20 protein-coding genes are annotated in these 20,900 nt (G+C 72.8%); 10 read left to right on the forward strand and 10 right to left on the reverse strand.

Annotated features, from left to right (window positions below; translation table 11 throughout):
- Positions 1–113 precede the first annotated feature (113 nt).
- Together scy and mce are read right to left on the reverse strand one after the other, a co-directional pair.
- Positions 114–4,637, reverse strand: a complete 4,524-nt coding sequence (scy, locus tag ACFYYJ_RS27000; RefSeq protein ID WP_389136168.1) for a polarized growth protein Scy — start codon at positions 4,635–4,637, stop codon at positions 114–116.
- A 388-nt stretch (positions 4,638–5,025) separates the two neighbouring features.
- The gene (mce, locus tag ACFYYJ_RS27005; protein ID WP_376658839.1) at positions 5,026–5,469 is read right to left on the reverse strand and encodes a methylmalonyl-CoA epimerase; all 444 of its coding nucleotides are present in this window, start codon (positions 5,467–5,469) and stop codon (positions 5,026–5,028) included.
- A 137-nt stretch (positions 5,470–5,606) separates the two neighbouring features.
- Between mce and ACFYYJ_RS27010 the strand changes: the two genes are divergently transcribed.
- Positions 5,607–6,809: an acetyl-CoA C-acetyltransferase gene (locus ACFYYJ_RS27010; RefSeq protein ID WP_384596174.1), complete on the forward strand. Its 1,203-nt coding sequence runs from the start codon at positions 5,607–5,609 to the stop codon at positions 6,807–6,809.
- Positions 6,810–6,864: 55 nt separating this feature from the next.
- Positions 6,865–7,827, forward strand: coding sequence for a methylmalonyl Co-A mutase-associated GTPase MeaB (gene meaB, locus ACFYYJ_RS27015; protein ID WP_385122118.1), 963 nt, complete (start codon positions 6,865–6,867; stop codon positions 7,825–7,827).
- 182 nt (positions 7,828–8,009) lie between these two features.
- On the opposite strand, the gene ACFYYJ_RS27020 is transcribed toward meaB, so the two are convergent.
- The 5 genes from ACFYYJ_RS27020 to ACFYYJ_RS27040 form a co-directional block, all read right to left on the reverse strand.
- Positions 8,010–8,561: a PepSY domain-containing protein gene (locus ACFYYJ_RS27020; protein ID WP_385359512.1), complete on the reverse strand. Its 552-nt coding sequence runs from the start codon at positions 8,559–8,561 to the stop codon at positions 8,010–8,012.
- 122 nt (positions 8,562–8,683) lie between these two features.
- The gene (locus tag ACFYYJ_RS27025; RefSeq protein WP_385122367.1) at positions 8,684–9,187 is read right to left on the reverse strand and encodes a MarR family winged helix-turn-helix transcriptional regulator; all 504 of its coding nucleotides are present in this window, start codon (positions 9,185–9,187) and stop codon (positions 8,684–8,686) included.
- Positions 9,188–9,255: 68 nt separating this feature from the next.
- Positions 9,256–9,996, reverse strand: coding sequence for an AIM24 family protein (locus ACFYYJ_RS27030; protein WP_385122370.1), 741 nt, complete (start codon positions 9,994–9,996; stop codon positions 9,256–9,258).
- Positions 9,997–10,139: 143 nt separating this feature from the next.
- On the reverse strand, positions 10,140–10,790 hold the full coding sequence (locus ACFYYJ_RS27035) for an AIM24 family protein (RefSeq protein ID WP_384595834.1): 651 nt from the start codon (positions 10,788–10,790) through the stop codon (positions 10,140–10,142).
- Complete coding sequence (locus ACFYYJ_RS27040) at positions 10,790–11,428, reverse strand: AIM24 family protein (protein WP_376658844.1); 639 nt, start codon at positions 11,426–11,428, stop codon at positions 10,790–10,792. Before ACFYYJ_RS27040 ends, ACFYYJ_RS27035 begins: the two co-directional genes overlap by 1 nt.
- 209 nt (positions 11,429–11,637) lie before the next feature.
- On the opposite strand from ACFYYJ_RS27040, the gene ACFYYJ_RS27045 reads away from it, so the two are divergent.
- The 4 genes from ACFYYJ_RS27045 (at position 11,638) to ACFYYJ_RS27060 (ending at position 13,733) form a co-directional block, all read left to right on the forward strand.
- The gene (locus tag ACFYYJ_RS27045; protein ID WP_389136174.1) at positions 11,638–11,982 is read left to right on the forward strand and encodes a DUF3817 domain-containing protein; all 345 of its coding nucleotides are present in this window, start codon (positions 11,638–11,640) and stop codon (positions 11,980–11,982) included.
- Positions 11,979–12,275 (forward strand): MTH1187 family thiamine-binding protein, encoded by a 297-nt coding sequence (locus ACFYYJ_RS27050; protein ID WP_345499757.1) that lies wholly within the window; start codon positions 11,979–11,981, stop codon positions 12,273–12,275. The genes ACFYYJ_RS27045 and ACFYYJ_RS27050 overlap by 4 nt, the downstream gene beginning before the upstream one ends.
- Before the next feature lie 148 nt (positions 12,276–12,423).
- Positions 12,424–13,104 (forward strand): DUF4166 domain-containing protein, encoded by a 681-nt coding sequence (locus ACFYYJ_RS27055; protein ID WP_385122123.1) that lies wholly within the window; start codon positions 12,424–12,426, stop codon positions 13,102–13,104.
- Entirely contained in the window at positions 13,101–13,733 is a 633-nt protein-coding gene (locus ACFYYJ_RS27060) for a TetR/AcrR family transcriptional regulator (protein ID WP_389136177.1), read from the forward strand. Before ACFYYJ_RS27055 ends, ACFYYJ_RS27060 begins: the two co-directional genes overlap by 4 nt.
- A 10-nt stretch (positions 13,734–13,743) precedes the next feature.
- Here ACFYYJ_RS27060 and ACFYYJ_RS27065 read toward each other — a convergent pair whose 3' ends face one another.
- Both ACFYYJ_RS27065 and ACFYYJ_RS27070 read right to left on the reverse strand, forming a co-directional pair.
- Positions 13,744–14,754: a glycoside hydrolase family 6 protein gene (locus ACFYYJ_RS27065; RefSeq protein ID WP_389136180.1), complete on the reverse strand. Its 1,011-nt coding sequence runs from the start codon at positions 14,752–14,754 to the stop codon at positions 13,744–13,746.
- Between the two features lie 57 nt (positions 14,755–14,811).
- Positions 14,812–15,813, reverse strand: coding sequence for a DUF5937 family protein (locus ACFYYJ_RS27070; protein ID WP_389136182.1), 1,002 nt, complete (start codon positions 15,811–15,813; stop codon positions 14,812–14,814).
- A gap of 345 nt (positions 15,814–16,158) precedes the next feature.
- Here ACFYYJ_RS27070 and ACFYYJ_RS27075 point away from each other — a divergent pair, with 345 nt between their 5' ends.
- The 4 genes from ACFYYJ_RS27075 (at position 16,159) to ACFYYJ_RS27090 (ending at position 20,136) form a co-directional block, all read left to right on the forward strand.
- A complete protein-coding gene (locus tag ACFYYJ_RS27075) occupies positions 16,159–17,418 on the forward strand; it encodes an MFS transporter (protein WP_389136185.1) in 1,260 nt (419 codons plus the stop codon).
- 20 nt (positions 17,419–17,438) lie between these two features.
- Positions 17,439–17,948: a MarR family winged helix-turn-helix transcriptional regulator gene (locus ACFYYJ_RS27080; protein WP_384587283.1), complete on the forward strand. Its 510-nt coding sequence runs from the start codon at positions 17,439–17,441 to the stop codon at positions 17,946–17,948.
- Positions 17,949–18,007: 59 nt separating this feature from the next.
- On the forward strand, positions 18,008–18,337 hold the full coding sequence (locus ACFYYJ_RS27085; protein ID WP_384587285.1) for a DUF3817 domain-containing protein: 330 nt from the start codon (positions 18,008–18,010) through the stop codon (positions 18,335–18,337).
- A 98-nt stretch (positions 18,338–18,435) separates the two neighbouring features.
- Complete coding sequence (locus tag ACFYYJ_RS27090) at positions 18,436–20,136, forward strand: methylmalonyl-CoA mutase (protein ID WP_385122136.1); 1,701 nt, start codon at positions 18,436–18,438, stop codon at positions 20,134–20,136.
- Between the two features lie 76 nt (positions 20,137–20,212).
- Here the strand turns inward: ACFYYJ_RS27090 and ACFYYJ_RS27095 are convergent, their stop codons facing one another.
- The gene (locus ACFYYJ_RS27095; RefSeq protein ID WP_385122139.1) at positions 20,213–20,863 is read right to left on the reverse strand and encodes a TetR/AcrR family transcriptional regulator; all 651 of its coding nucleotides are present in this window, start codon (positions 20,861–20,863) and stop codon (positions 20,213–20,215) included.
- Positions 20,864–20,900: the final 37 nt, after the last annotated feature.

Genomic DNA, 20,900 nt, shown 5'->3' on the forward strand with positions numbered 1-20,900 from the left:
AGTCAATCCGCGATTGATCTGGACAATGACCCCCCTTTTGAGTGGCAAGGCGACGGAAAGCTTGTCACTCGTCCGCCTGAACCACCGTCAGGAGCACACTCGTCGCGCACGGACTACCCCTCCGACGACTTCCCACCCGAACGAGTGGAACCCGCCGTCGCGCCGGCCTTCGCTCCCCCCGGGCCCTGGCTGCCGATCGACGGCTTCGCGCCGCCCGAAGGCGCCTCGAATGATTCCAACGCCTCAAGAACGTCCTGGACACGGGAGATCTCGCCCTGAATGTCCTGCCGCCTGCGCACCAGGACCTCCAACTCGCGGCGGCCCTCCTCGACGAGCCGCTCGGCCTCCGCCTTGGCCTCGGCCAGGGCGCTCTCCGCCTCCCGGGCCAACTCCGCCTTCTTCGTCTCGGCTTCCTTGAGCAGGGCCTCGGCCTTGCGCACGGCCGCGATGCGCACCTTGCTCGCCTCGCTGCTCGCGTCCGACACCAGAGCCTTGGCCTTCGCCTCGGCCTCGACGCTCTGCTCGGTCGCCGCGCGCACCAGCTTGTCCACGCGCTCACCGGCCGACTTCATCTGCTCGGCCGACTCCCGGCGGGCCCGCTCGTGCAGCTCCTCGACCTCCGACTCGACGCGGCCGCGCAGCTCTTCCGCCCGTTCCCTTATGGCGGCGGCGTCCGAGCGCGCGCCGACCAGCAGCTCGTCGGCGTCCGTACGGGCCTTCTCCACCACGGAGTTGCCCTCGACGGTGGCCTCCGAGGTGATCCGCGCGGCCTCCTTGCGGGCCGCGTCGACCATCGCGTCGGCCTGCTCCTCGGCCCCCGTGGTGGCGGCCAGGGCCTGCTTCGCCGCCTCGGCGGTGAGCTTGTCCGCCTCCGCCGCGGCCTCGGTGATGAGCCGGTCGACCTGCTCCGCGGCCTCGCTGCGGCGCTTGTTGGCGGCCTCGCGCGCCTCGTCCAGCAGTCGCTCGGATTCGTCGCGTGCCTCGCCGCGGATGCGTTCGGCCTCGGTCGCCGCCTCCGCCTTGACCCGCTCGGCCTCCGACCGGGTACGGGTGGCGTGCTCCTGCGCCGACGACAGCGACTCCGACGCCTCCGCGCGCAGCCGTTCCGCCTCGTTCGAGGCCTCGCCGACCGTCCGCTCGTTCGCCTTGCGGGTCTCGGCGGTGAGCTTGTCGGCCTCCGCCGCGGCTTCCGTGATGAGCCGGTCCGCCTGCTCGGCGGCCTCGCTGCGCAGCCGGTTGCCCTCTGCGCGGGCCTCGTCGAGCGTCCGCTCGGACTCCCGCTCGGCGCTCGCCAGGGTCTCGTTCGCCGCGGCCGTGACGCGCTCCGCCTCCGCGGTGGCCTCGCCGATGATCCGGCCGCCCTCCGCCCGCGCGTCCTCCAGGACCTTCGCGGCCTCGGCGACCGTGGCCTCGTTGGCCACGCGGGTCTCGTCGACCAGCCGGTCGCCCTCGGTACGGGCGTCGACCAGCACGCGCGTCGCGTCCCTCTCGGCCGAGACCAGCGCCTCGGCCGCCTGGGCCGTGAGCCGCTCCGCCTTCGTGCGCAGCGCGTCCGCGGCCGCCTCGGCCTCGCCGACGGTGGCCTCGTTGGCGGCGCGGGTCTCCTCGGTGAGGCGCTCGGCCTCGGCCGTGGCCTCGGTGATGAGCCGGTCCGCCTGCTCGGCGGCCTCGGTGCGCAGCCGGTTGCCCTCGGCACGGGCCTCGTCCAGGATGCCCGCGGCCTCGGTGCGCGTCGCGTCCGCGGCCTCGGCGGCATCGCGGGTGAGCCGCTCGGCCTCCGCCGCCGCCTCGCCGACGGTCTCCGCGTTCGCGGCGCGGGTCTCCTCGGTGTGCCGCTCCGCCTCCGCGGTGGCCTCGGCGGTGATCCGGGCCCCCTCGGCGCGGGCCGCCTCCAGGGACTCCGCCGCCTCGCCGCGGATCCGGTTCGCGTCCTCGCGGGCGTCCGCCCGGGTACGGGCGGCGTCCCGCTCGGACGCGGCCAGCGCGTCCGTGGCCTCCGTACGCACCCGCTGCGCGTACTCCGCCGTGTCGCTGCGCAGCTGCTCCGCCTCGGCGATCGCGTCGCCGACCGTGCGCTCGGCCAGGGCCTTCGCCGCGTCCGTCTCGGTACGGGCCTCGCCGCGGATCCGGTTGGCGTCCTCGGTGGCCCGCTCCCGCTCCGCGTACGCGTCGGCGCGGACCCGCGCGGCCTCTTCCTCGGCCTCCGTCTTCGTACGCTCCGCCGCGTGCTCGGCGGCGCTGCGCAGCCCGCTGACCTCTTCCTCGGCCTGCTCGTGCAGACCGGCCACGGAGTCCCGCACCTGCTGCGCGGTGGCCTCCGCCGCCGACACGACCTCCGACGCGCGCCGCTCGGCCTCCTCGGTCAGCCAGACCGCCTCGGCCTGCGCCTCCTCGGAGCGCTTGCGCGCCTGCGCCAGCAGTTCCTCGCTCTGCTCGCGAGCCTGGGCCCGCTCGCTGTCCGCGTCGGTCCGCGCCGAGGCCAGGGTCTCCTCGGACTCCCGGCGGCGCCGGGCGGCCTCCTCCTGCGCGGCGGCCAGCGCCTCCGCGGCCTCCTCGGCGACCCGCTCGGCCGCCGCCTTCGCCTCGGCGCGCAGCCGGTCCGCGGTCTCCTGCGCCTCGGTGCGCACCCGCTCGGCCTCGGTCTCGGCCTCGCTGCGCAGCCGTACGGCCACCTGCTCGGCCTCGGCGCGCACCCGGCCCGCGTCGTCCGCGGCGTCGGTGCGCAGCTGGTCGGCCTCGGTCTCCGACTGCGTCTGGAGCGTGCGGATCCGCTCCGCGGACTCGGCGCGGAGCCGGTCGGACTCCTCGGCCGTCTCCCGGCGGATGTTCTCCGCCGCCGCGCGGGCGTCGCGCAGCGTCTGCTCGGCCGTGGCCAGCCGGCCCTCGGCGTCCGTGTGCAGCCGTACGAGCTCCTCGTCGGCCTCCGCGCGCTTCGCGGCCAGGGCCTGCTCGGTCTCCTCGCGCCGTGCGAGGGCCGCCGCCTCGGCCTCGGCCACCGCGGCCTGCGCCTGCTCCTCGGCCTCGGAGCGCATCCGCTCCGCCTCGGCGCGGGTCCGCTCCAGGGTCTCCTCGGCCTGCTTGCGCAGGGTGCCGGCCCGCTCGACGGCCTCGGCGCGGACCCGCTCGCTCTCGGCACTCGCCCCGCCGCGCAGCTCGTCCGCGTCCGCCTTGGCCTTGCCGAGCAGCTCCTCGGCGGTCCGGGCCGCCTCCTCGATCTGCTGGACCGCCTCGCGGCGGGCCTCGCCGCGGATCCGCTCGCCCTCGGCGACGGCCTCCGCGCGCAGCTGCTCGGCCTCGCCGCGCAGCCTGCGGGCCTCCTCCTGGAGCTCGACCGTACGGGCCCGGTACTCCTCGGTGTCGTCCTTCGCGGCGCCCTTGAGCTCGTCGGCGGTCGCCGCGGCCTGGAGGCGCAGCCGGTCGGCCTCCGCCTCCGCCTCGCGACGGATCCGCTCGGCCTCCTCGGACGCGGCGCGGGTGGTGGCCCGGGCGTCCTCCGAGGCCTTGTTCAGCACGTCCTCGGCGGTACGGGCCGCCTTCGCCAGCTGCGCCGCCATGTCCTCGGCGGCGGCCGTACGGGCGAGCTCCCCGGCCTCGGTGCGCAGCCGCTCGGCCTCTCCGCGGGCGTCGGCCAGCGTGTGCTCGGCCTCCGCCTTGAGGCTCTCGGCCTCCTTGGTGGCCTCGCCGACCAGCCGGGCGACCTGCTCCTTGGCGGTACGGGTGCGCTGCTCGTTGACGGACTCGGCCGACGAGAGCTGGCGGGCCGCGCTCTCCTTGGCCTCGGCGAGGAGCTTCTCGGCCTCGGCCCGGGCCCCGCGCAGCGCGGCATCGGCCTCTTGGGCCCGCGCCTCGGCCACCCGGCCGAGGTCGAGGGTCTGCTGCCGGGTCTGCTCGGCCTCGGCGGAGGTGGTGGAGCGCAGCCGCTCCGCGTGCTCGGTGGCCTCCTGGGCCTGCGTGGAGGCGGCGGTCAGCAGCCGCTCGGCCTCCTTGCGGGCGCGCAGCAGCGTGGCCTCGGTCTCCGTGCGCGCGGCTTCCGCGTCGGCGGCGATCCGGCGGCGGGTCTCCTCGGCAACGCGGGCGGCCTCGGCGCGTGCGGCGTTGAGGGACTGCTCGGCCTCGGCGCGGGACTCCTCCATGAGCCGGCGCGCCTGGGACTCCGTACGGGCGCGGAGCTGCTCGGCCCAGGCCACGTTCTCGTTGACGTGCGCCTCGACGGTCTGGCGGCGCTCGTTGAGCTCCTGGTCCAGCCGCTGGCGGCGGTTGACGGCCTCGGTGTGCAGCTCGGCCTGGAGCCGTGCCTGGTGCTCGGCGTGCTCCTGGAGGATGCGCTGGGTCTGGGCCCGGGCGTCGCGGAGCTCGCGCTCGGCGTCGGAGCGCATCTGGTCGGCCTGGATCTGGGCGTTGCGGAGCAGTTGCTCCGCCTGGTAGCCCATGTCCGCGCCGTCGTAGGCGGGTCGGGACGCCAGGGCCCGTCGCACCTCGTGGAGCTTGGCGCGCAGCACCTCGACCTGGTAACCCAGGTCCTCAGCGTGCTGGACGGCCTTCCCGCGCTCCTTCTTCAGCCGCTCCATCTCGGCCTCGAAGCGCGAGAGATGGTCGGCCTCGGCCTGATGGCTCTCCTGGCTTTCGTAGCCCCGCACAGCGCGGTCCCATCCGTCCCCTGGTCGCAAGCTCACTCCCAATGAGCATCGCTCGCCCGCTGAACGACGCCCCCGGGGGAATGGTGTCAGATATCGGGGCAGAGCTCACAGGCCCCGACCCCGTCTCCGCACCGAACCCCGGCCGAGCCATGGCCACTCTACCGGCCGGGGATACGGGACATCAGTGCGCTCTTGCGGCTGCTCCGGGAGGCGGGCTCGCGGCAATTCCCCCGCCGGGTCCGCGGAGGGGTGATTTGCGGCGTTCGACCGTGGATGCGGAGCGTTCGGGTCCGGAAGGGCGGGCCGCCCGGTATGTGATCAAGGAAACGCGCGGTGTCCGTACGGCGGACGGCACACCACGGCCGGTGGTGTGCCGTGCGCGGGTCCGTCAGTGGTGGTCGGCCGACTGCTCGGGGTTGGAGGTGACGAGCTCGGTCAGGACGCCGTGGCAGTCCTTGGGGTGCAGGAAGGTGATGGAGGAGCCCATGGAACCGGTGCGGGGCTGGTCGTACAGGACGCGGACGCCCTTGCCGCGGATGGCCTCCGAGTCGCCGAGGACGTCCTCGGTGCCGAACGCGATGTGGTGGACGCCCTCGCCGTTCTTCGCCAGCCACTTGCCGACCGCGGAGTCCTCGCGGGTGGGCTCCAGGAGCTGGAGGTAGGAGGCGCCGCCGTCCGAGGTCTCGTTGATCTTGAGCATGGCCTCGCGGACGCCCTGTTCCTCGTTGACCTCGGAGTGGAACACCTCGAAGCCGTACGTGGCACGGTAGAACTCGACGGTCTTGTCCAGGTCGAAGCAGGCGATCCCGATGTGGTCGATTCTTGTCAGCATGGGACCAGTGCACCGCCCGCGGGGGTGGTCACGCAACGTGCCAGCGATCACACCGACAGGCCGGTGACGACGCGGGTACCGCTCAGTACATTCGGGTAAACCCTCGTTCACTCCTCATCTTCAAGGGGCTGTGCCTCATGTCCGGAACGAACAACACCACGTCAGTGATCGTCGCCGGGGCCCGCACCCCCATGGGGCGGCTGCTCGGTTCGCTGAAGTCCTTCTCGGGCGCCGACCTCGGCGGCTTCGCCATCAAGTCCGCGCTGGAGCGGGCCGGAATCTCCGGCGACCAGGTCCAGTACGTCATCATGGGCCAGGTCCTCCAGGCCGGCGCGGGCCAGATCCCGGCCCGCCAGGCCGCCGTCAAGGCCGGCATCCCGATGAACGTCCCGGCGCTCACCATCAACAAGGTGTGCCTCTCCGGCCTCGACGCGATCGCGCTGGCGGACCAGCTCATCCGCGCGGGCGAGTTCGACATCGTGGTCGCGGGCGGTCAGGAGTCCATGACCAACGCCCCGCACCTGCTGCCGAAGTCCCGCGAGGGCTTCAAGTACGGCGCCATCGAGATGCTCGACGCCATGGCCTACGACGGCCTCACCGACGCCTTCGAGAACATCGCGATGGGCGAGTCCACCGAGAAGCACAACACCCGCCTCGGCATCGAGCGCGCCCCGCAGGACGCGTTCGCCGCGGCCTCCCACCAGCGGGCCGCCGCCGCGCAGAAGAACGGCGTCTTCGAGGCCGAGATCACCCCGGTCGAGATCCCGCAGCGCAAGGGCGACCCGGTCGTCTTCTCGCACGACGAGGGCATCCGCCCCGAGACCACCGTCGAGTCCCTCGGCAAGCTGCGCCCGGCCTTCGCGAAGGACGGCACCATCACCGCCGGCACGTCCTCGCAGATCAGCGACGGCGCCGCCGCCGTCGTCGTGATGAGCAAGGCCAAGGCGGAGGAGCTGGGCCTGGAGTGGATCGCCGAGATCGGCGCCCACGGCAACGTGGCCGGTCCCGACAACTCGCTGCAGTCGCAGCCGTCCAACGCGATCCTGCACGCCCTGAAGAAGGAGGGCCTGGAGGTCGGCGACCTGGACCTCATCGAGATCAACGAGGCCTTCGCGGCCGTCGCCGTGCAGTCGATGAAGGACCTCGACGTGGACCCGGAAAAGGTGAACGTCAACGGCGGCGCCATCGCCCTGGGTCACCCGATCGGCATGTCCGGCGCCCGCGTGGTGCTGCACCTGGCGCTGGAGCTGAAGCGCCGCGGCGGCGGTGTCGGCGCGGCCGCGCTGTGCGGCGGCGGCGGGCAGGGCGACGCGCTGATCGTGCGCGTGCCGCAGGCCTGACGGCCGCAGTCCCATCCGGTCCGTACCCCAGAAGCACCCGAGGAGCGCAGCACGTATGACGGCGGTGGACGTCCCCCAGCTGGTGGCCCAGGCCCGTGAGGGCAGGCCGAGAGCGGTGGCCCGGCTGATCTCGCTGGTCGAGGGGGCGTCCCCGCAGCTGCGGGAGGTGATGGCCGCCCTGGCCCCGCTGACGGGCGGGGCGTACGTGGTGGGGCTGACGGGGTCGCCGGGCGTCGGCAAGTCCACGTCGACCTCCGCGCTGGTGACGGCGTACCGCAAGGCCGGGAAGCGGGTCGGCGTCCTCGCCGTCGACCCGTCCTCGCCCTTCTCGGGCGGGGCGCTGCTCGGCGACCGGGTGCGGATGTCGGACCACGCCTCGGACCCGGGCGTGTACATCCGGTCCATGGCCACCCGGGGGCACCTGGGCGGTCTGGCGTGGGCCGCGCCGCAGGCGATCCGCGTGCTGGACGCGGCCGGCTGCGACGTGATCCTGGTCGAGACGGTCGGGGTCGGGCAGTCGGAGGTGGAGATCGCCTCGCAGGCCGACACCTCGGTGGTGCTGCTGGCCCCCGGGATGGGCGACGGGATCCAGGCCGCGAAGGCGGGCATCCTGGAGATCGGCGACGTGTACGTGGTGAACAAGGCCGACCGGGACGGCGCGGACGCCACGGCCCGGGAGCTGAACCACATGCTGGGCCTGGGGGAGGCGCGCGGCCGCGAGGACTGGCGGCCGCCGATCGTGAAGACGGTCGCGGCGCGGGGCGAGGGCATCGACGAGCTCGTCGAGGCGCTGGAGAAGCACCGAGCGTGGATGGACGAGCGCGGGGTGCTGGCCGAGCGGCGGGCGGCGCGGGCCGCGCGGGAGGTGGAGACCATCGCCGTCACCGCGCTGCGGGCCCGGATGGCCGATCTGCACGGTGACGCGCACCTGGACGCGCTGGCGGCGCGGGTCGCCGCGGGCGAGCTGGATCCGTACGCGGCTTCCGACGCCTTGCTGGCGACGCTGACGGAGGGCTGACCGCTCGGGCGCGGAGCGCTTGGGCGCGGGGTGCGGTGCGGCGCCGTCGCGGGGGCTCTGCCCCCGGGCCCCCGCGCCTCAAACGCCGGCGGGGCTGAAAGATCGGGGCGCTGCCCCGGCCCCCGCGCCTCAAACGCCGGCGGGGCTGGATTGTGCGGCCGAGCCGGGCAGCGGGGGTGGGTTCAGTCGTTGTCGTCCGAGTCGGAGTCCGAGCCGGATGCGGTGGCCTTGGCCGTCGTCGGGTCCACGTGGGCGTTCCAGGTCTTGCCGCTGGAGTCCTTGACCTCGACGTGCCAGTAGGTCGCGCCGTCGTCGTCGTCCCATTCGACCGCCCAGGCCTTGCCCGGGTGCGCGGCCGTGGCCGCCTTCATCGCCTGCTGGGCGTTGACTTTGGCGGCCAGCAGGGCCTTGTACTCGCCGGGGTTGTCGTTCGTGTCCTTGCTGATCCGGGTGACCGTGCCGTTCGAGGCCACCTCCAGCTCGGCGTGGCCCTTCCCGTCCTTGCTGATCACGTCCACGTGCCAGACGGAGCCGTCCTTGTCGAGCGACTCGACGACGCCGGGGTACTTCTTCAGGGCCGCTTCCGCGGCCCCCTGGGCGTCCACGTCGGCCCGGGCCGACGCCGCGGGGGCGGTTCTCGCCGTGTCGGCGGTGGCCGCTGCCGCGGCCGCCACCGGGCCTCCCACGATCAGGACCACGGACGCGGCCGCGGAGATGTACACGTTGCGCTTCATGGCTTGGACCTCCTCAGGCCGGCCATGTCGCTTACGGTTGCTCGGCGGTCGGCCGGCAGCGGGCGGATAGTGCCCATTGTCCGGCCGACCGAGCGGCGGCGCTCGGTGGCGCTCGGCGGGCCTCAGGCCTTGCCGCGGTTGGCGCGCAGGTGCTCCGCCACCGGGGTCAGGGAGGCGCGGATGGCCGCCAGGTCCTCCGGGGCCAGCAGGTCGATGAAGTGCCGGCGGACCGATGCCACGTGGTGCGGGGCGACCTTGCGCATGGTCTCCATGCCCTGGTCGGTGAGCACCGCGTACAGGCCCCGGCGGTCGGACTCGCAGTTCACGCGGACGACGAGGCCGGCCGCCTCCATGCGCGTGATCTGGTGGGACAGCCGGCTCTTGGACTGCAGGGTCGCGGTCGCGAGATCGCTCATCCGCATCCGGTGGTCGTCCGACTCCGAGAGGTTCACGAGGATCTCGTAGTCGTTGTTGGTGAGGCCGAAGGGCTGGAGATCCTTTTCCAGCTGGTGCATCAGCAGCCTGCTGACGTCCAGGTGGGTGCGCCAGAGGCACTGCTCGGCGTCCGTCAGCCAGGGGGTCCCCCCGGACGGAGTCTGGGGGAGGGCGGCGGTCTCGGTCTCCATGGTCTCCATGAGTGAACTCTACCTAAGAAGTTGAATTACGTACAAAAATCGGATGGGGGGCGCGAGGATCACAGTCCGAAGCGGCGCTGCAGATCACCCAGCTGCCCCGGCATCCGCGGCACGCCCAGCTGACCCAGCGGTCCCTGGCCGGCCCCCGGAACGCCCTGCGCGTTGCCCGTGGCCGCGCCCGCGCCGACCGCTCCCACGTTCTGCTCCGCCATCAGCATCTCCGAGGACTGCAGCAGCACCGTGCCCGCCCCCACGAACTCGAACTGGTGCTCCTCGCCCGAAGTTCCCCCGATGCCGGTGAGCGAGCGCAGCCCGCCCATGACCCCCGACATGTAGCCGTGGTCGTAGTGGTGGCACGGGGACGGGCAGTCCGCCCAGCCCACCAGCGCCTGCGGGTCCACGCGCAGCGGCGGCTCCATGAACACCACCGGCCCGTTGGACGCGGCCACGAACTTGCCGGTGCCGATCAGCGTCAGGAAGCCCGGGACGATCGACTGCTTGAGGGCGAGGGACGGCTGGTAGGCGAGCAGGTTGCCCGACCGGATCGTCAGGTTGCCCTTGTCCAGGTCGTACGAGTTCACGTCGAAGGCGCGGTCGGCCAGCAGCATCTTGCCCTGCCCCTCGGCCACCACCCAGTCACTGGCGTGCAGCGGCGAGTGGAAGCTGGTGCGCAGCAGGCGGTCGAAGCGGCCGTTGCCGATGCCGTTGAACTCGATGCTCCCGTAGTACGAGATCATCTTGCCCTTCTGCAGGAACCACTGGCTCCCCTTGAGCTCCACGCAGAAGGTGTAGGCGTTCACGTTGTCGTCGGAGGGGAGCGTGTACGGGTCGAAGACCGTCGGGCCGCCGGGGCCGCCGAGGCCGCCGACGACCGTGGGCGGGGGGCCGAAGCCGCCCTGGCCGGGGACCGGGGCCGAACCGTATCCGGATGCGGGTCCGTAGTTCACAGCTTTTCCTCCGAGGCCTGTACGTACACCGCGCCCTGACCGGACAGCTCCAGCTGGAACGCCTCACCCGAACCGCGCCCCACCATGTCCCGCCAACCGAGCGCCGTGGAGAGCTTGTTGCGGACGTCCCCGTGGTGGGCGACGTACGCCTGCGGGTCCACGTGCACCGGGCGGTTCGGGTGGATCGGGAGCTCGATGACCCCGCCGTGGGCCATCACGGCCACCGAGCCGTGGCCCTTGAGGGTGGTGGTGAACAGGCCCTGGCCGGTCACCTGGCCGCGGACCATGCCCATGACCCCGCCCTGCGAGCCCATGAACATCGTGCCCTGCTGGAGGGTGCCGTCGAAGGCCAGCAGCCGGTCGGCCTCGACGTAGAGCGTCTCGCCGGTCAGGTTGATCACCTGGATGTGGTGGCCGCCGTGGCCGAACATCACGGTGCCGCTGCCCTCGACCGACATCAGCGGGGTCTGCTCGTTCGCCACGCGGCGCCCGATCATGCCCATCACCCCGCCCTGACCGCCCGTCAGGCTCGGGGTGAAGGAGACCTCGCCGCGGTACGCGAGCATGGCGCCGCGCTGGCTGTACATCTTCTGGCCCGGGACCACCTGGGCCTCGACCATCTTCGAGTTGATCTCGCGGAACGGCATCAGAGGTCGCCGCCGATCGTGTTGCGCTCGCTCGGCTGCACGTACACCAGGCCCTCGCCCTCGAAGCGGATCTGGAAGGACTCGCCGGAGCCCTCGCCGATCAGAGTGCGGAAGTTCACACCGGACTGGAAGGACTGCGAGAGGTTGCCGGTGTGCGCGATGTACGCCCCCGGGTCCACGGAGAGCGGGTACTGGGAGCTCACGCGGAGCACCACCGCGGGGCCGTCGGACATGATGGCCGCCTGCCCCGAACCCTCGACGGTCGTGGTGAAGAGGCCGTTGCCCGTCGTCGCGCCGCGCAGGCCGGTGAAGGTCGTGCCGGTGCGCAGGCCCGCGTCGGTGCACAGCAGGTTGCTGGACTCGACGTAGAGCTTCTCGCCGCGCAGATTGACGAGATTGATCTCACTCGCGCGGTCCGCGAAGAAGCAGGTGCCGTGCCCCTGTACCTCCATCACGGTCATCTGTTCGCCGGTCAGCCGGCGCGTCACCATGCCGCGCAGGCCTTCGCCGCCGCCGGTCATCTTCTTGAAGGCCATCTGACCGTCGTACGCGACCATGGAGCCGTTCTTCGCTTTCACGGCATCCCCGGTCAGGTCGACGGCGAGCACCTTGCTGCCTTGGAGTCGGAACTGAGCCACGGGGAGACGTTATAGGCAGCGGGCGGACGCGAACAGGGCGCGGCGGCCGATATACGCCACACCCGGGCAACGCAACCAAGAGCGGCGGTGTCGCCTCCGGTTCCCGGGGTCGGCGTCGGGCGGCGGGGGCCGGGTCCGGGGGCCGGGTCAAGATCCCGTAAAGCGGCTGAGACACTGGGACGAACTGACCGCCACCCCGAAGGTTCCCCGTGGACATCAAGACCGCCTCCGCCCTGCACCGGCTGCGCCTCATCTCCGTCCCGGAGGCGCTGTCCTTCCCGGCCCTGCTGATCTTCGGCTCGCTGCTGAGTCGGATCTCGGACGTCGACTACCTGATGATGCCTCTGGGCATCCTCCACGGGATCCTGTTCGCGATCTACGCGATCTTCCTGCTGGACGTCTGGAACAAGGCGAAGTGGCCGTTCAAGAAGGTCGCCCTGTTCTTCGTGCTCGCGCTGCTGCCCTTCGGCGGCCTGTACGGCGACAAGCTCCTCAAGCGCGACGAGGCCGACAGCGTGGTCGCGGCCCGTGCGCGTGAGGTGGCCGGCGCATGATCGTCGCGTTCTCGGTGACCCCGCTGGGGGTCGGTGAAGAGGTCGGCGAGTACGTGGCCGACGCGGTGCGCGTGGTCCGCGAGTCGGGTCTGCCGAACCGCACCGACGCGATGTTCACCACCGTGGAAGGCGAGTGGGACCAGGTCATGGACGTGGTCCGGCGCGCGGTCGCGGCGGTCGAGGAGCGGGCGCCACGGGTCTCGTTCATCCTCAAGGCCGACATCCGCCCCGGTGTCACGGACGGGATCACGTCGAAGGTCGAAACGGTGGAACGCCACCTCGCGGAGGGCTGACCCGCCCGCCGCCGTGTTTTCCGAGCGCCCCCGGCCCTGTGCGGCCGGGGGCGCTTTCGCATGTCCGGAAAGGTGGTTGAGCGAGTGCTCAACTCCGCCTAGGGTGCCGTTTTGAGCGATCGCTCAAACACGTCCGTCTGGAGGCGTCATGACCTCGATCTTCCGTGCCCACATGGGCGCCGACTTCGACCGGCTGCACCCCGAGATCCAACGCCGCTTCTCGGTCGGGCTGGAGAGCGGGGAGGGGTGCGTCGGGCGCGGGGTCATGGAGCGGATCTGGCACGGCGGCCGCTTCGTGAAGCCGTTCCTGCGGATCGGCGGGACGCGGAACATCCTGGTTCCGCGGGAGGGGAGGGACGTCCCGTTCGTCATCGAGAACATGCCGTACCTCGACTCCTTCGGGCGGGAGACCGTCACCTTCGTACGGACCTTTCGACTGCCCGGCGGTCCCCACCGCTTCGACGCCACGATGGTGCACAGCCCCGAACGGGACTGCGTCCTCGACTACCTGGGCACCCACCAGCACCTCGCCAGCGACCTCCACATGAGTGCCGAGTCCGACGGCTCTCTGCTCATCCGCTCCGGCGAGCACCGCTTCCGCGAGGGCCCCGTGGACGTCCGCGTCCCCGGGCTCATCGGCGGCGACGCCGAGCTGCGCGAGTCCTTCGACGAGGCCACCGGCCGGTTCCGGGTCCGGGTGCGCGTGGTCAACCGGCACTTCGGCCCGCTCTTCGGCTACGAGGGGACCTTCACGACCGAGTACGTGGACGTCCGCTCCCACGGCGTCCGTCGCGACCTGCGACCCGTGCGCGAGGAGGCCCGCGCGTGAGCGCCTCGACCAAGGAGAAGCTCCTCGAAGGGGCCCTTCGCACCCTGGTCGAGCAGGGCATCGCCAAGACCTCGGCCCGCACCATCGCCGCCACCGCCGGAGTGGGGCAGGGGCTGATCTTCTACCACTTCGGCTCCGTCGACGAACTGCTCGGCGCCGCGTGCAGGTTCGGGGCCGAGCAGCGGGTCGCCCGCTACCGCGACCGGCTCGCGGAACTGGACAGTCTCGCCGGGCTGCTGGAGTTCGCCCGGGAGATGCACGCCGAGGAGCGGGCCGGCGGGCACGTCGCCGTGCTCGGACAGATGCTGGCGGCCGGGCAGGGTTCGCCCGCCCTCGCGGCCGCCACCGCCGCCGGGCTCGGACTGTGGATCGAGGAGTTGGAGACGGTGCTCACCCGGCTGCTGGCGGCGACACCGCTCGCCGGGTTGACCGATCCGGCGGGGCTGGCGCGCGCCACGGCCGCCTCCTTCGTCGGCATCGAGCTCTACGAGGGGGTGGACCCGCTGGGCGCCGGCCGTGCGCTCGACGCCCTCGAACAGCTCGCCGGGCTCGCCCGGGTGCTGGAGGAGCTCGGGCCGCTCGGCCGGCGCGCGGTACGGCACGGCCTGCGGCGCGGCGCCGGTACCTAGTCGGCCCGGCTCACTCCTTGGCGCGGCGGGCCAGGCCCAGGGCGTAGTCCGGCCACCACGTGCCGGTCGCCGGGCCGCCGCGGCAGGTTCCGTCGGAGTCGCCCGGCCGCTTCACCCACAGGTACGCGTCGACGAGCGGGTCGTCCGTGCGGTCGGTCGGCGGCCGTCCGAGGGAGCGGCCCGGGGGATTGCACCGGGCCCGCACGTCGTCGCCGGGCGGCGGGCCTTCGCCGTTGCGGCCGGTGTCGATGACGAAGTGCGCCTTCTTCGCGGCCTTCGAGATCTCGGCGCCGTACGCCCGGGCGTCCGCGTCGCTCCCGAAGCCGGAGACGTTCACGGCGAAGCCGTCGGCGCGCTCCAGGCCCGCCTCGCGGAGGGGTGCGACGAGGTCCGCCGGTTCGTGGATCCGGTCCGGCGCGCCCGCGTCGAGGTAGACCTTGGTGTTCGGGTTCCGCTTGAGCCGGGCCACGGCCTCCGAGAGCAGTCGGTAGCGCTCGGCGTGGCGACCGGAGGGCGTGCAGCCGTCGACGGTGTGCGCGACGGCGTCCGGCTCCAGGACGACGAGGGCCTTGCTCCCGCCGATGCCGTCGGCGACGGCGCCGATCCAGCCGCGGTACGCGCGGGCGTCCTTGGCGCCGCCCGCCGGGCGCTGCCCGCAGTCGCGGTAGGGGATGTTGTACGCGGTCAGCACCATCGTCCGCCCGGCGGCGCGGGCCCCCGCCGCGGCCCGGCGGATCCCGGGGCCCGGGTCGTCACCGGCCGCCCACAGGGCCGTCGGCCGGTCCGCGATCCTGCGCAGCACCTCGGCGTCGCCGTTGCGGCCCGCCGCCTCCCAGGCGGCGACCTGCCGGGCGGCCGGGCTCTGCGGGTCGACCCAGAAGGGGGATTCGGCGGGTGGCGCGGCCGCCGGGCTCCCGGGGAGGGGCGGCGCGGGCTCCTCGGAACAGGCCGGGGCGGCCGCGAGGAGCAGGAGCAGGCCGAGGAGGGTCGACAGACGGCGTCGTGGAGCGGCGGGGGGCATCCGGCTTCCTCGGGACGAAGGGTCGGGGACAAACCGTCGTCAATCGTGACATGACGGTCATTCATCACCCGTCTGCGACACCGAGGTCAGGGCGATGGCCAGCGGGGTGCGCTCGTACAGGACCTGATGGCCGTGGCGGGCCGAGGTGAGCAGACCGGCCGCGTGCAGGACGCCGAGGTGCGCCGAAACGGTGGACGCGGCCAGGCCGAGCCGGCGGGCCAGAGCGGTCGTCGAACCCGGCTCGTCCAGCGCGCAGAGCACCTCGGCCCGGGCCCGCCCGAGCAGCCGGGCCAAGGGGTCCGGCGCGGGCCCCGCCGTGGCCGTCCACAGCGCGCCGACGCCCCGCGCGGGGTACACGAGCGTGGGCTGCCAGGGCGGGTCGTAGCCGCCGACCACCTCGGGCCAGCCGAACGCGCTCGGCATCAACAGCAGCCCCTGACCGCCGAGCGCCCGGTCGTGGCGGCCGGGCCGGTCGATGGTGAGGGTGTCGGTGTCGCCGTGCCACCGCAGGTCCGGATGCAGACCGTCGAACAGCGCCTGGAGCCCGCCGGCCGCCAGCCGACGGGAGTGGAACAGGACGTCGGCCTCCAGCAGGGCGCGCAGCCGCGGCCAGTCCGGGGCGACCAGCGTCTGCCAGGCCCGCTCCATCAGGTCGGCCAGCTCGCGCACCGCGCGGGCGGGATCCGCGAGGAGGCGCTGCCCGATGTCGCTCTCCAGGGCCCCCGGGGTGCAGACGAGGGACCGCCGCAGATCCTCCCGGGCCGCGCCAGGATCGGCGGCCCGCACCCGGACCAGCTCCTCCTCGAACGTGACGGAGGGCCCGAGCGGGGGCGGGCTGAGGAAGTCCGGATTGTGCCCGGTCCGGGGCATGAGCAGCCAGAGCGGCCGCAGGTCCAGCCCCTCGGCCGCGGTCCGGACCCGCCGCAGCCAGGGCAGGTGGTACGCCTGCCGGTGCGGTCGCAGCAGGGTCCGCACGGCCTCCTGGGTCTCCCACCTCGGGGACACCGCGAACCGGCACCGCAACAGGTCCCCGGGCCCGAACCGGTAATGGAACCCCATCCCGTTCCCCTCCCTCTCCCGCTCCCTTTGCGCCCGCCGCGCTCCGGCGGTGGCCGCGGCTGCGGCCGGGCGGCAGCCGCTGCGCGGAGCCGTCCCCTACCCGCCCTTCCACCGTTCCCCGGGGCTCCGCCCCGGACCCGGTCCTCAAACGCCGGAGGGGCTGGATTCGGCTGCTGCCGGCTTGCGCGAAGGGCAATTCAGCCCCGCCGGAGGCAGATCCAGCCCGTCCGGCGTTTGAGGACCGGGGGTCCGGGGCGGAGCCACGGTGTGCCCCGCCGGTCCTCAGGACATTCGGCTCAGGACGAATCTCTACGCCGGCCACGGTAGCCCCGCCAGGCTGCCCGCATGGCAACCGTCACCCCCACCGCCACCCCCCGTGGCTACCGTTCCGTGTTCCGGGTACGGGAGTTCCGGGCCGTCTTCGCCGCGCACCTGATGTCCGTGCTCGGCGTCGTCGTCGCCGAGATCGCCCTCACCGTCCTCGTCTACCGCACCACCGGCTCGCCCCTGATGAGCGCGCTCACCTTCGCCCTCGGCTTCCTCCCGTACGCCCTCGGGGGCACCCTGCTCTCCGGGATCGCCGACCGGTACCCCGCCCGGCGGGTGCTCGTCGGGTGCGACCTGGTCTGCGCGGCCTGCGCGGCGGCCATGGCCGTGCCCGGCGCGCCCGTCGCGGTGCTCCTCGTACTGCGCTGTGCCATGGCCTTCGTGGCGCCGCTGTTCCAGGGCACCCGCAACGCCTCCCTCACGGACGTCCTCGGCCCCGGCGAGGTCTTCGTACTCGGCCGCTCGCTGCTGCGCATGGTCGCCCAGAGCGCCCTGCTCATCGGCTTCGGACTCGGCGGGCTCCTGCTCACCGTCCTCGCGCCGCGCGGAGCCATCGCACTCACCGCCGCCGGATTCCTCGCCTCCGCCCTACTGCTGCGCTTCGGCACGCTGCTCCGGCCCGCCCGCGGCTCCGGCGCCCGTACCTCTCCGCTCGCCGGAGCCCGAGCCGTGCTCGGGGACCGCCGGCTGCGCGCGCTCACCCTGCTCTTCTGGCTGCCGTCGCTCTTCCTCGTCGTCCCCGAGGCGCTGCTCGCCCCCTACGCCGCCGAGATCGGCGCCGGCACCGCCGTCCTCGGGCTGCTGATGTGCGCGATGCCGGTCGGCACCATCGCGGGCGAGCTATGGGCCGGCTCCGCGCTCACCGCCCGAACGCGTTCCCGGATCGTGGCCCCGCTCGCCGCCGTCGGGCCGCTCGCGCTGCTCCTCTACGTCGTCAGGCCGGGCGTGCCCGGAGTCCTCGTCGCCCTGGCCCTCGCCGGCCTCGCCCACGCGCACACCCTCGGGCTCGACCAGTGGTACGTCGACGCCGTCCCCGAAGAGCTGCGCGGCCGCGCGATGACCCTGCTCGGCGCCGGGCTGATGACCCTCCAGGGCGTCGGCATGGCCCTCGCCGGCCTCGCCGCCGAGTTCCTGCCCGTGCACGGGGTCGTCGCCGGGGCCGGGGTCGTCGGAACCGTGGTCGTCCTGGTGCTGCTGGCCGAGCTCCGGGCGAGCGGCCGGTCGCGGGGAGGTGCGGGGGGAGGGCCGAGGGATGAGACGGGGGTGGTCACCAAATGACCGCCCGGTAGGGTCGGTGCGTGCCCAAGCCGCTCAGCCTTCCCTTCGACCCCATCGCCCGCGCCGACGAACTCTGGCAGCAACGCTGGGGGCCGGTGCCCTCGATGGCCGCCATCACCTCGATCATGCGGGCGCACCAGATCCTGCTCGGCGAGGTCGACGCGGTGGTCAAGCCGTACGGACTGACGTTCGCGCGCTACGAGGCGCTGGTACTGCTCACCTTCTCCAAGGCGGGCGAGCTGCCGATGTCGAAGATCGGGGAGCGGCTCATGGTCCACCCGACGTCGGTGACGAACACCGTGGACCGGCTGGTGCGCTCCGGGCTGGTCGACAAGCGGCCCAACCCCAACGACGGGCGCGGCACGCTCGCCTCCATCACCGACAAGGGCCGCGAGGTCGTCGAGGCCGCCACCCGGGACCTGATGGAGATCGACTTCGGTCTGGGCGTCTACGACGCCGAGGAGTGCGGGGAGATCTTCGCGCTGCTGCGCCCGCTGCGCGTGGCCGCCGCCGACTTCGACGAGAACTAGGCCGGCCGGGAACCGGCCCGCGTCAAGATCGCGCAAAACGGACGCGTACGCTCGACGGCATGAAACGAAGCGTGCTGACCCGCTACCGCGTCATGGCCTACGTGACCGCGGTCATGCTCCTGATCCTCTGTGCCTGCATGGTGGCGAAGTACGGCTTCGACACCGGGGCCGACCTGACCTTCGCGGTCTCGCAGGCCCACGGCGTCCTCTTCATGATCTACCTGGTCTTCGCCTTCGACCTGGGCTCCAAGGCCAAGTGGCCCTTCGGCAAGCTGCTGTGGGTGCTGGCCTCCGGGACCATCCCGCTGGCCGCGTTCTTCGTCGAGCGCAAGGTCCGCGCCGAGGTCGAGCCGCTCGTGCTCGGCGCTCCGGCCACCGTCAACGCCTAGTGACCGGCTAGAGCCGCACCGCGACATCCGACCCCGGGGAGACACTCCCCGGGGTTTCCCATCGACATTTACTAGGACGTCCTAGTAAATTCACGGGTATGGACGCAGACGCCATCGAGGAGGGCCGCCGCCGCTGGCAGGCCCGTTACGACAAGGCCCGCAAGCGCGAGGCCGACTTCACCACGCTCTCCGGGGATGACGTCGATCCCGTCTACGGGCCCAGGCCCGGGGACTCGTACGAGGGGTTCGAGCGCATCGGGTGGCCGGGGGAGTACCCCTACACCCGCGGCCTGCACGCCACCGGCTACCGGGGTCGGACATGGACGATCCGGCAGTTCGCCGGCTTCGGCAACGCCGAGCAGACCAATGAGCGCTACAAGATGATCCTGGCCGCCGGCGGCGGCGGGCTCTCCGTGGCCTTCGACATGCCGACCCTCATGGGGCGCGACTCCGACGACCCGCGCTCGCTCGGCGAGGTCGGGCACTGCGGGGTCGCCATCGACTCCGCCGCCGACATGGAGGTCCTGTTCAAGGACATCCCGCTCGGCGACGTCACCACCTCCATGACCATCTCGGGCCCGGCCGTGCCCGCCTTCTGCATGTACCTGGTCGCCGCCGAACGGCAGGGCGTGGACCCGGCCGTGCTCAACGGCACGCTCCAGACCGACATCTTCAAGGAGTACATCGCCCAGAAGGAGTGGCTCTTCGAACCGGAGCCGCACCTGCGCCTCATCGGCGACCTCATGGAGTACTGCACGAAGGGCATCCCCGCCTACAAGCCGCTGTCCGTCTCCGGTTACCACATCCGCGAGGCCGGGGCCACGGCCGCGCAGGAGCTCGCGTACACCCTGGCGGACGGCTTCGGCTACGTGGAGCTCGGGCTCTCGCGCGGCATGGACGTGGACGCCTTCGCGCCCGGCCTGTCCTTCTTCTTCGACGCGCACCTCGACTTCTTCGAGGAGATCGCCAAGTTCCGCGCCGCCCGCCGTATCTGGGCGCGCTGGATGAAGGAGGTCTACGGGGCCAAGAGCGACAAGTCGATGTGGCTGCGCTTCCACACCCAGACCGCCGGTGTCTCCCTGACCGCGCAGCAGCCGTACAACAACGTCGTGCGCACCGCCGTGGAGGCCCTCGCGGCCGTGCTCGGCGGCACCAACTCCCTGCATACCAACGCCCTCGACGAGACCCTCGCGCTGCCGAGCGAGCAGGCCGCCGAGATCGCGCTGCGCACGCAGCAGGTGCTGATGGAGGAGACCGGCGTCGCCAACGTGGCCGACCCGCTGGGCGGTTCGTGGTTCGTCGAGCAGCTCACCGACCGCATCGAGGCCGACGCCGAGAAGATCTTCGACCAGATCAAGGAGCGGGGCCTGCGCGCCCACCCGGACGGGCAGCACCCCATCGGGCCGATCACCTCGGGCATCCTGCGCGGCATCGAGGACGGCTGGTTCACCGGGGAGATCGCCGAATCGGCCTTCCAGTACCAGCGTTCGCTGGAGAAGGGCGACAAGCGGGTCGTCGGCGTCAACGTCCACCACGGCTCCGTCACCGGCGACCTGGAGATCCTCCGGGTCAGCCACGAGGTGGAGTGGGAGCAGGTCCGCGCGCTCGGTGCGCGCAAGGAGCGCCGCGACGACGCCAAGGTGACGGCCGCCCTGGAGGCCATGCTGGCCGCCGCCCGCGACGGGTCGAACATGATCCCGTCGATGCTGGACGCGGTGCGGGCCGAGGCGACGATGGGCGAGATCTGCAACGTGCTGCGGGACGAGTGGGGCACGTACACGGAGCCGCCCGGCTTCTAGCGGGTCCGGCTCCGCCGGGTCCGCGGACCGGTTGCGGCGCCGTTGCCGGGGGCCCCGCCCCCGGAGCCCCCGCGCCTCACACGCCGGCGGGGTCGGATTCTCCGGCCCCGTCGGCGTTCGGGCCTCTGAGGCCGTGCATCAAGAGGGTCGTGAACATGCCGACCCACAGTTCGTCCACCGGTTCCGAGCTGACCAGGGCGCGGTGGACCACCGTGCCCGCGATCACGTCGAAGATCAGGTCCGTGGTGTGGCCCGCGACGGCCTGGTCCTCCTCGCGCGGGAGCTCACCGCGGGCCTGCGCCCGTTCGCGACCCAGTACGACGAGACGTTTCTGCCGGTCCACGATCGCCGATCGGATCCGGTCACGCAGGGCCTCGTCCCGGGTGGACTCGGCGACGACCGCCATCAGGGCCGTACGGGCCTCCGGGCGGCGGAGCAGCCCGGCGAACTGGAGCACCACGTCCTCGATGTCGGCTTCGAGGGAGCCGCGGTCCGGCAGTTCGAGGGAGTCGAAGAGCTCCGCCACCGCGTCCACGACCAGCTCGTTCTTGCCCGCCCAGCGGCGGTAGAGGGTGGTCTTGGCGACGCCGGCCCGAGCCGAGACGTCGCCCATCGTCAGCTTCGACCAGCCCAGATCGACCAGCGCGTCACGCGTCGCGGCGAGGATCGCCGCGTCCGCCGCGGCGCTGCGAGGGCGGCCGGTGCGGCCGGGGCTGGCGTTGCGCATGGCCGAGACCATACCCGTCAGTAGCGGAACCGTCGGA

Origin of the sequence: Streptomyces sp. NPDC002467, assembly GCF_042889825.1 — a bacterium.
GTDB lineage: Bacteria > Actinomycetota > Actinomycetes > Streptomycetales > Streptomycetaceae > Streptomyces.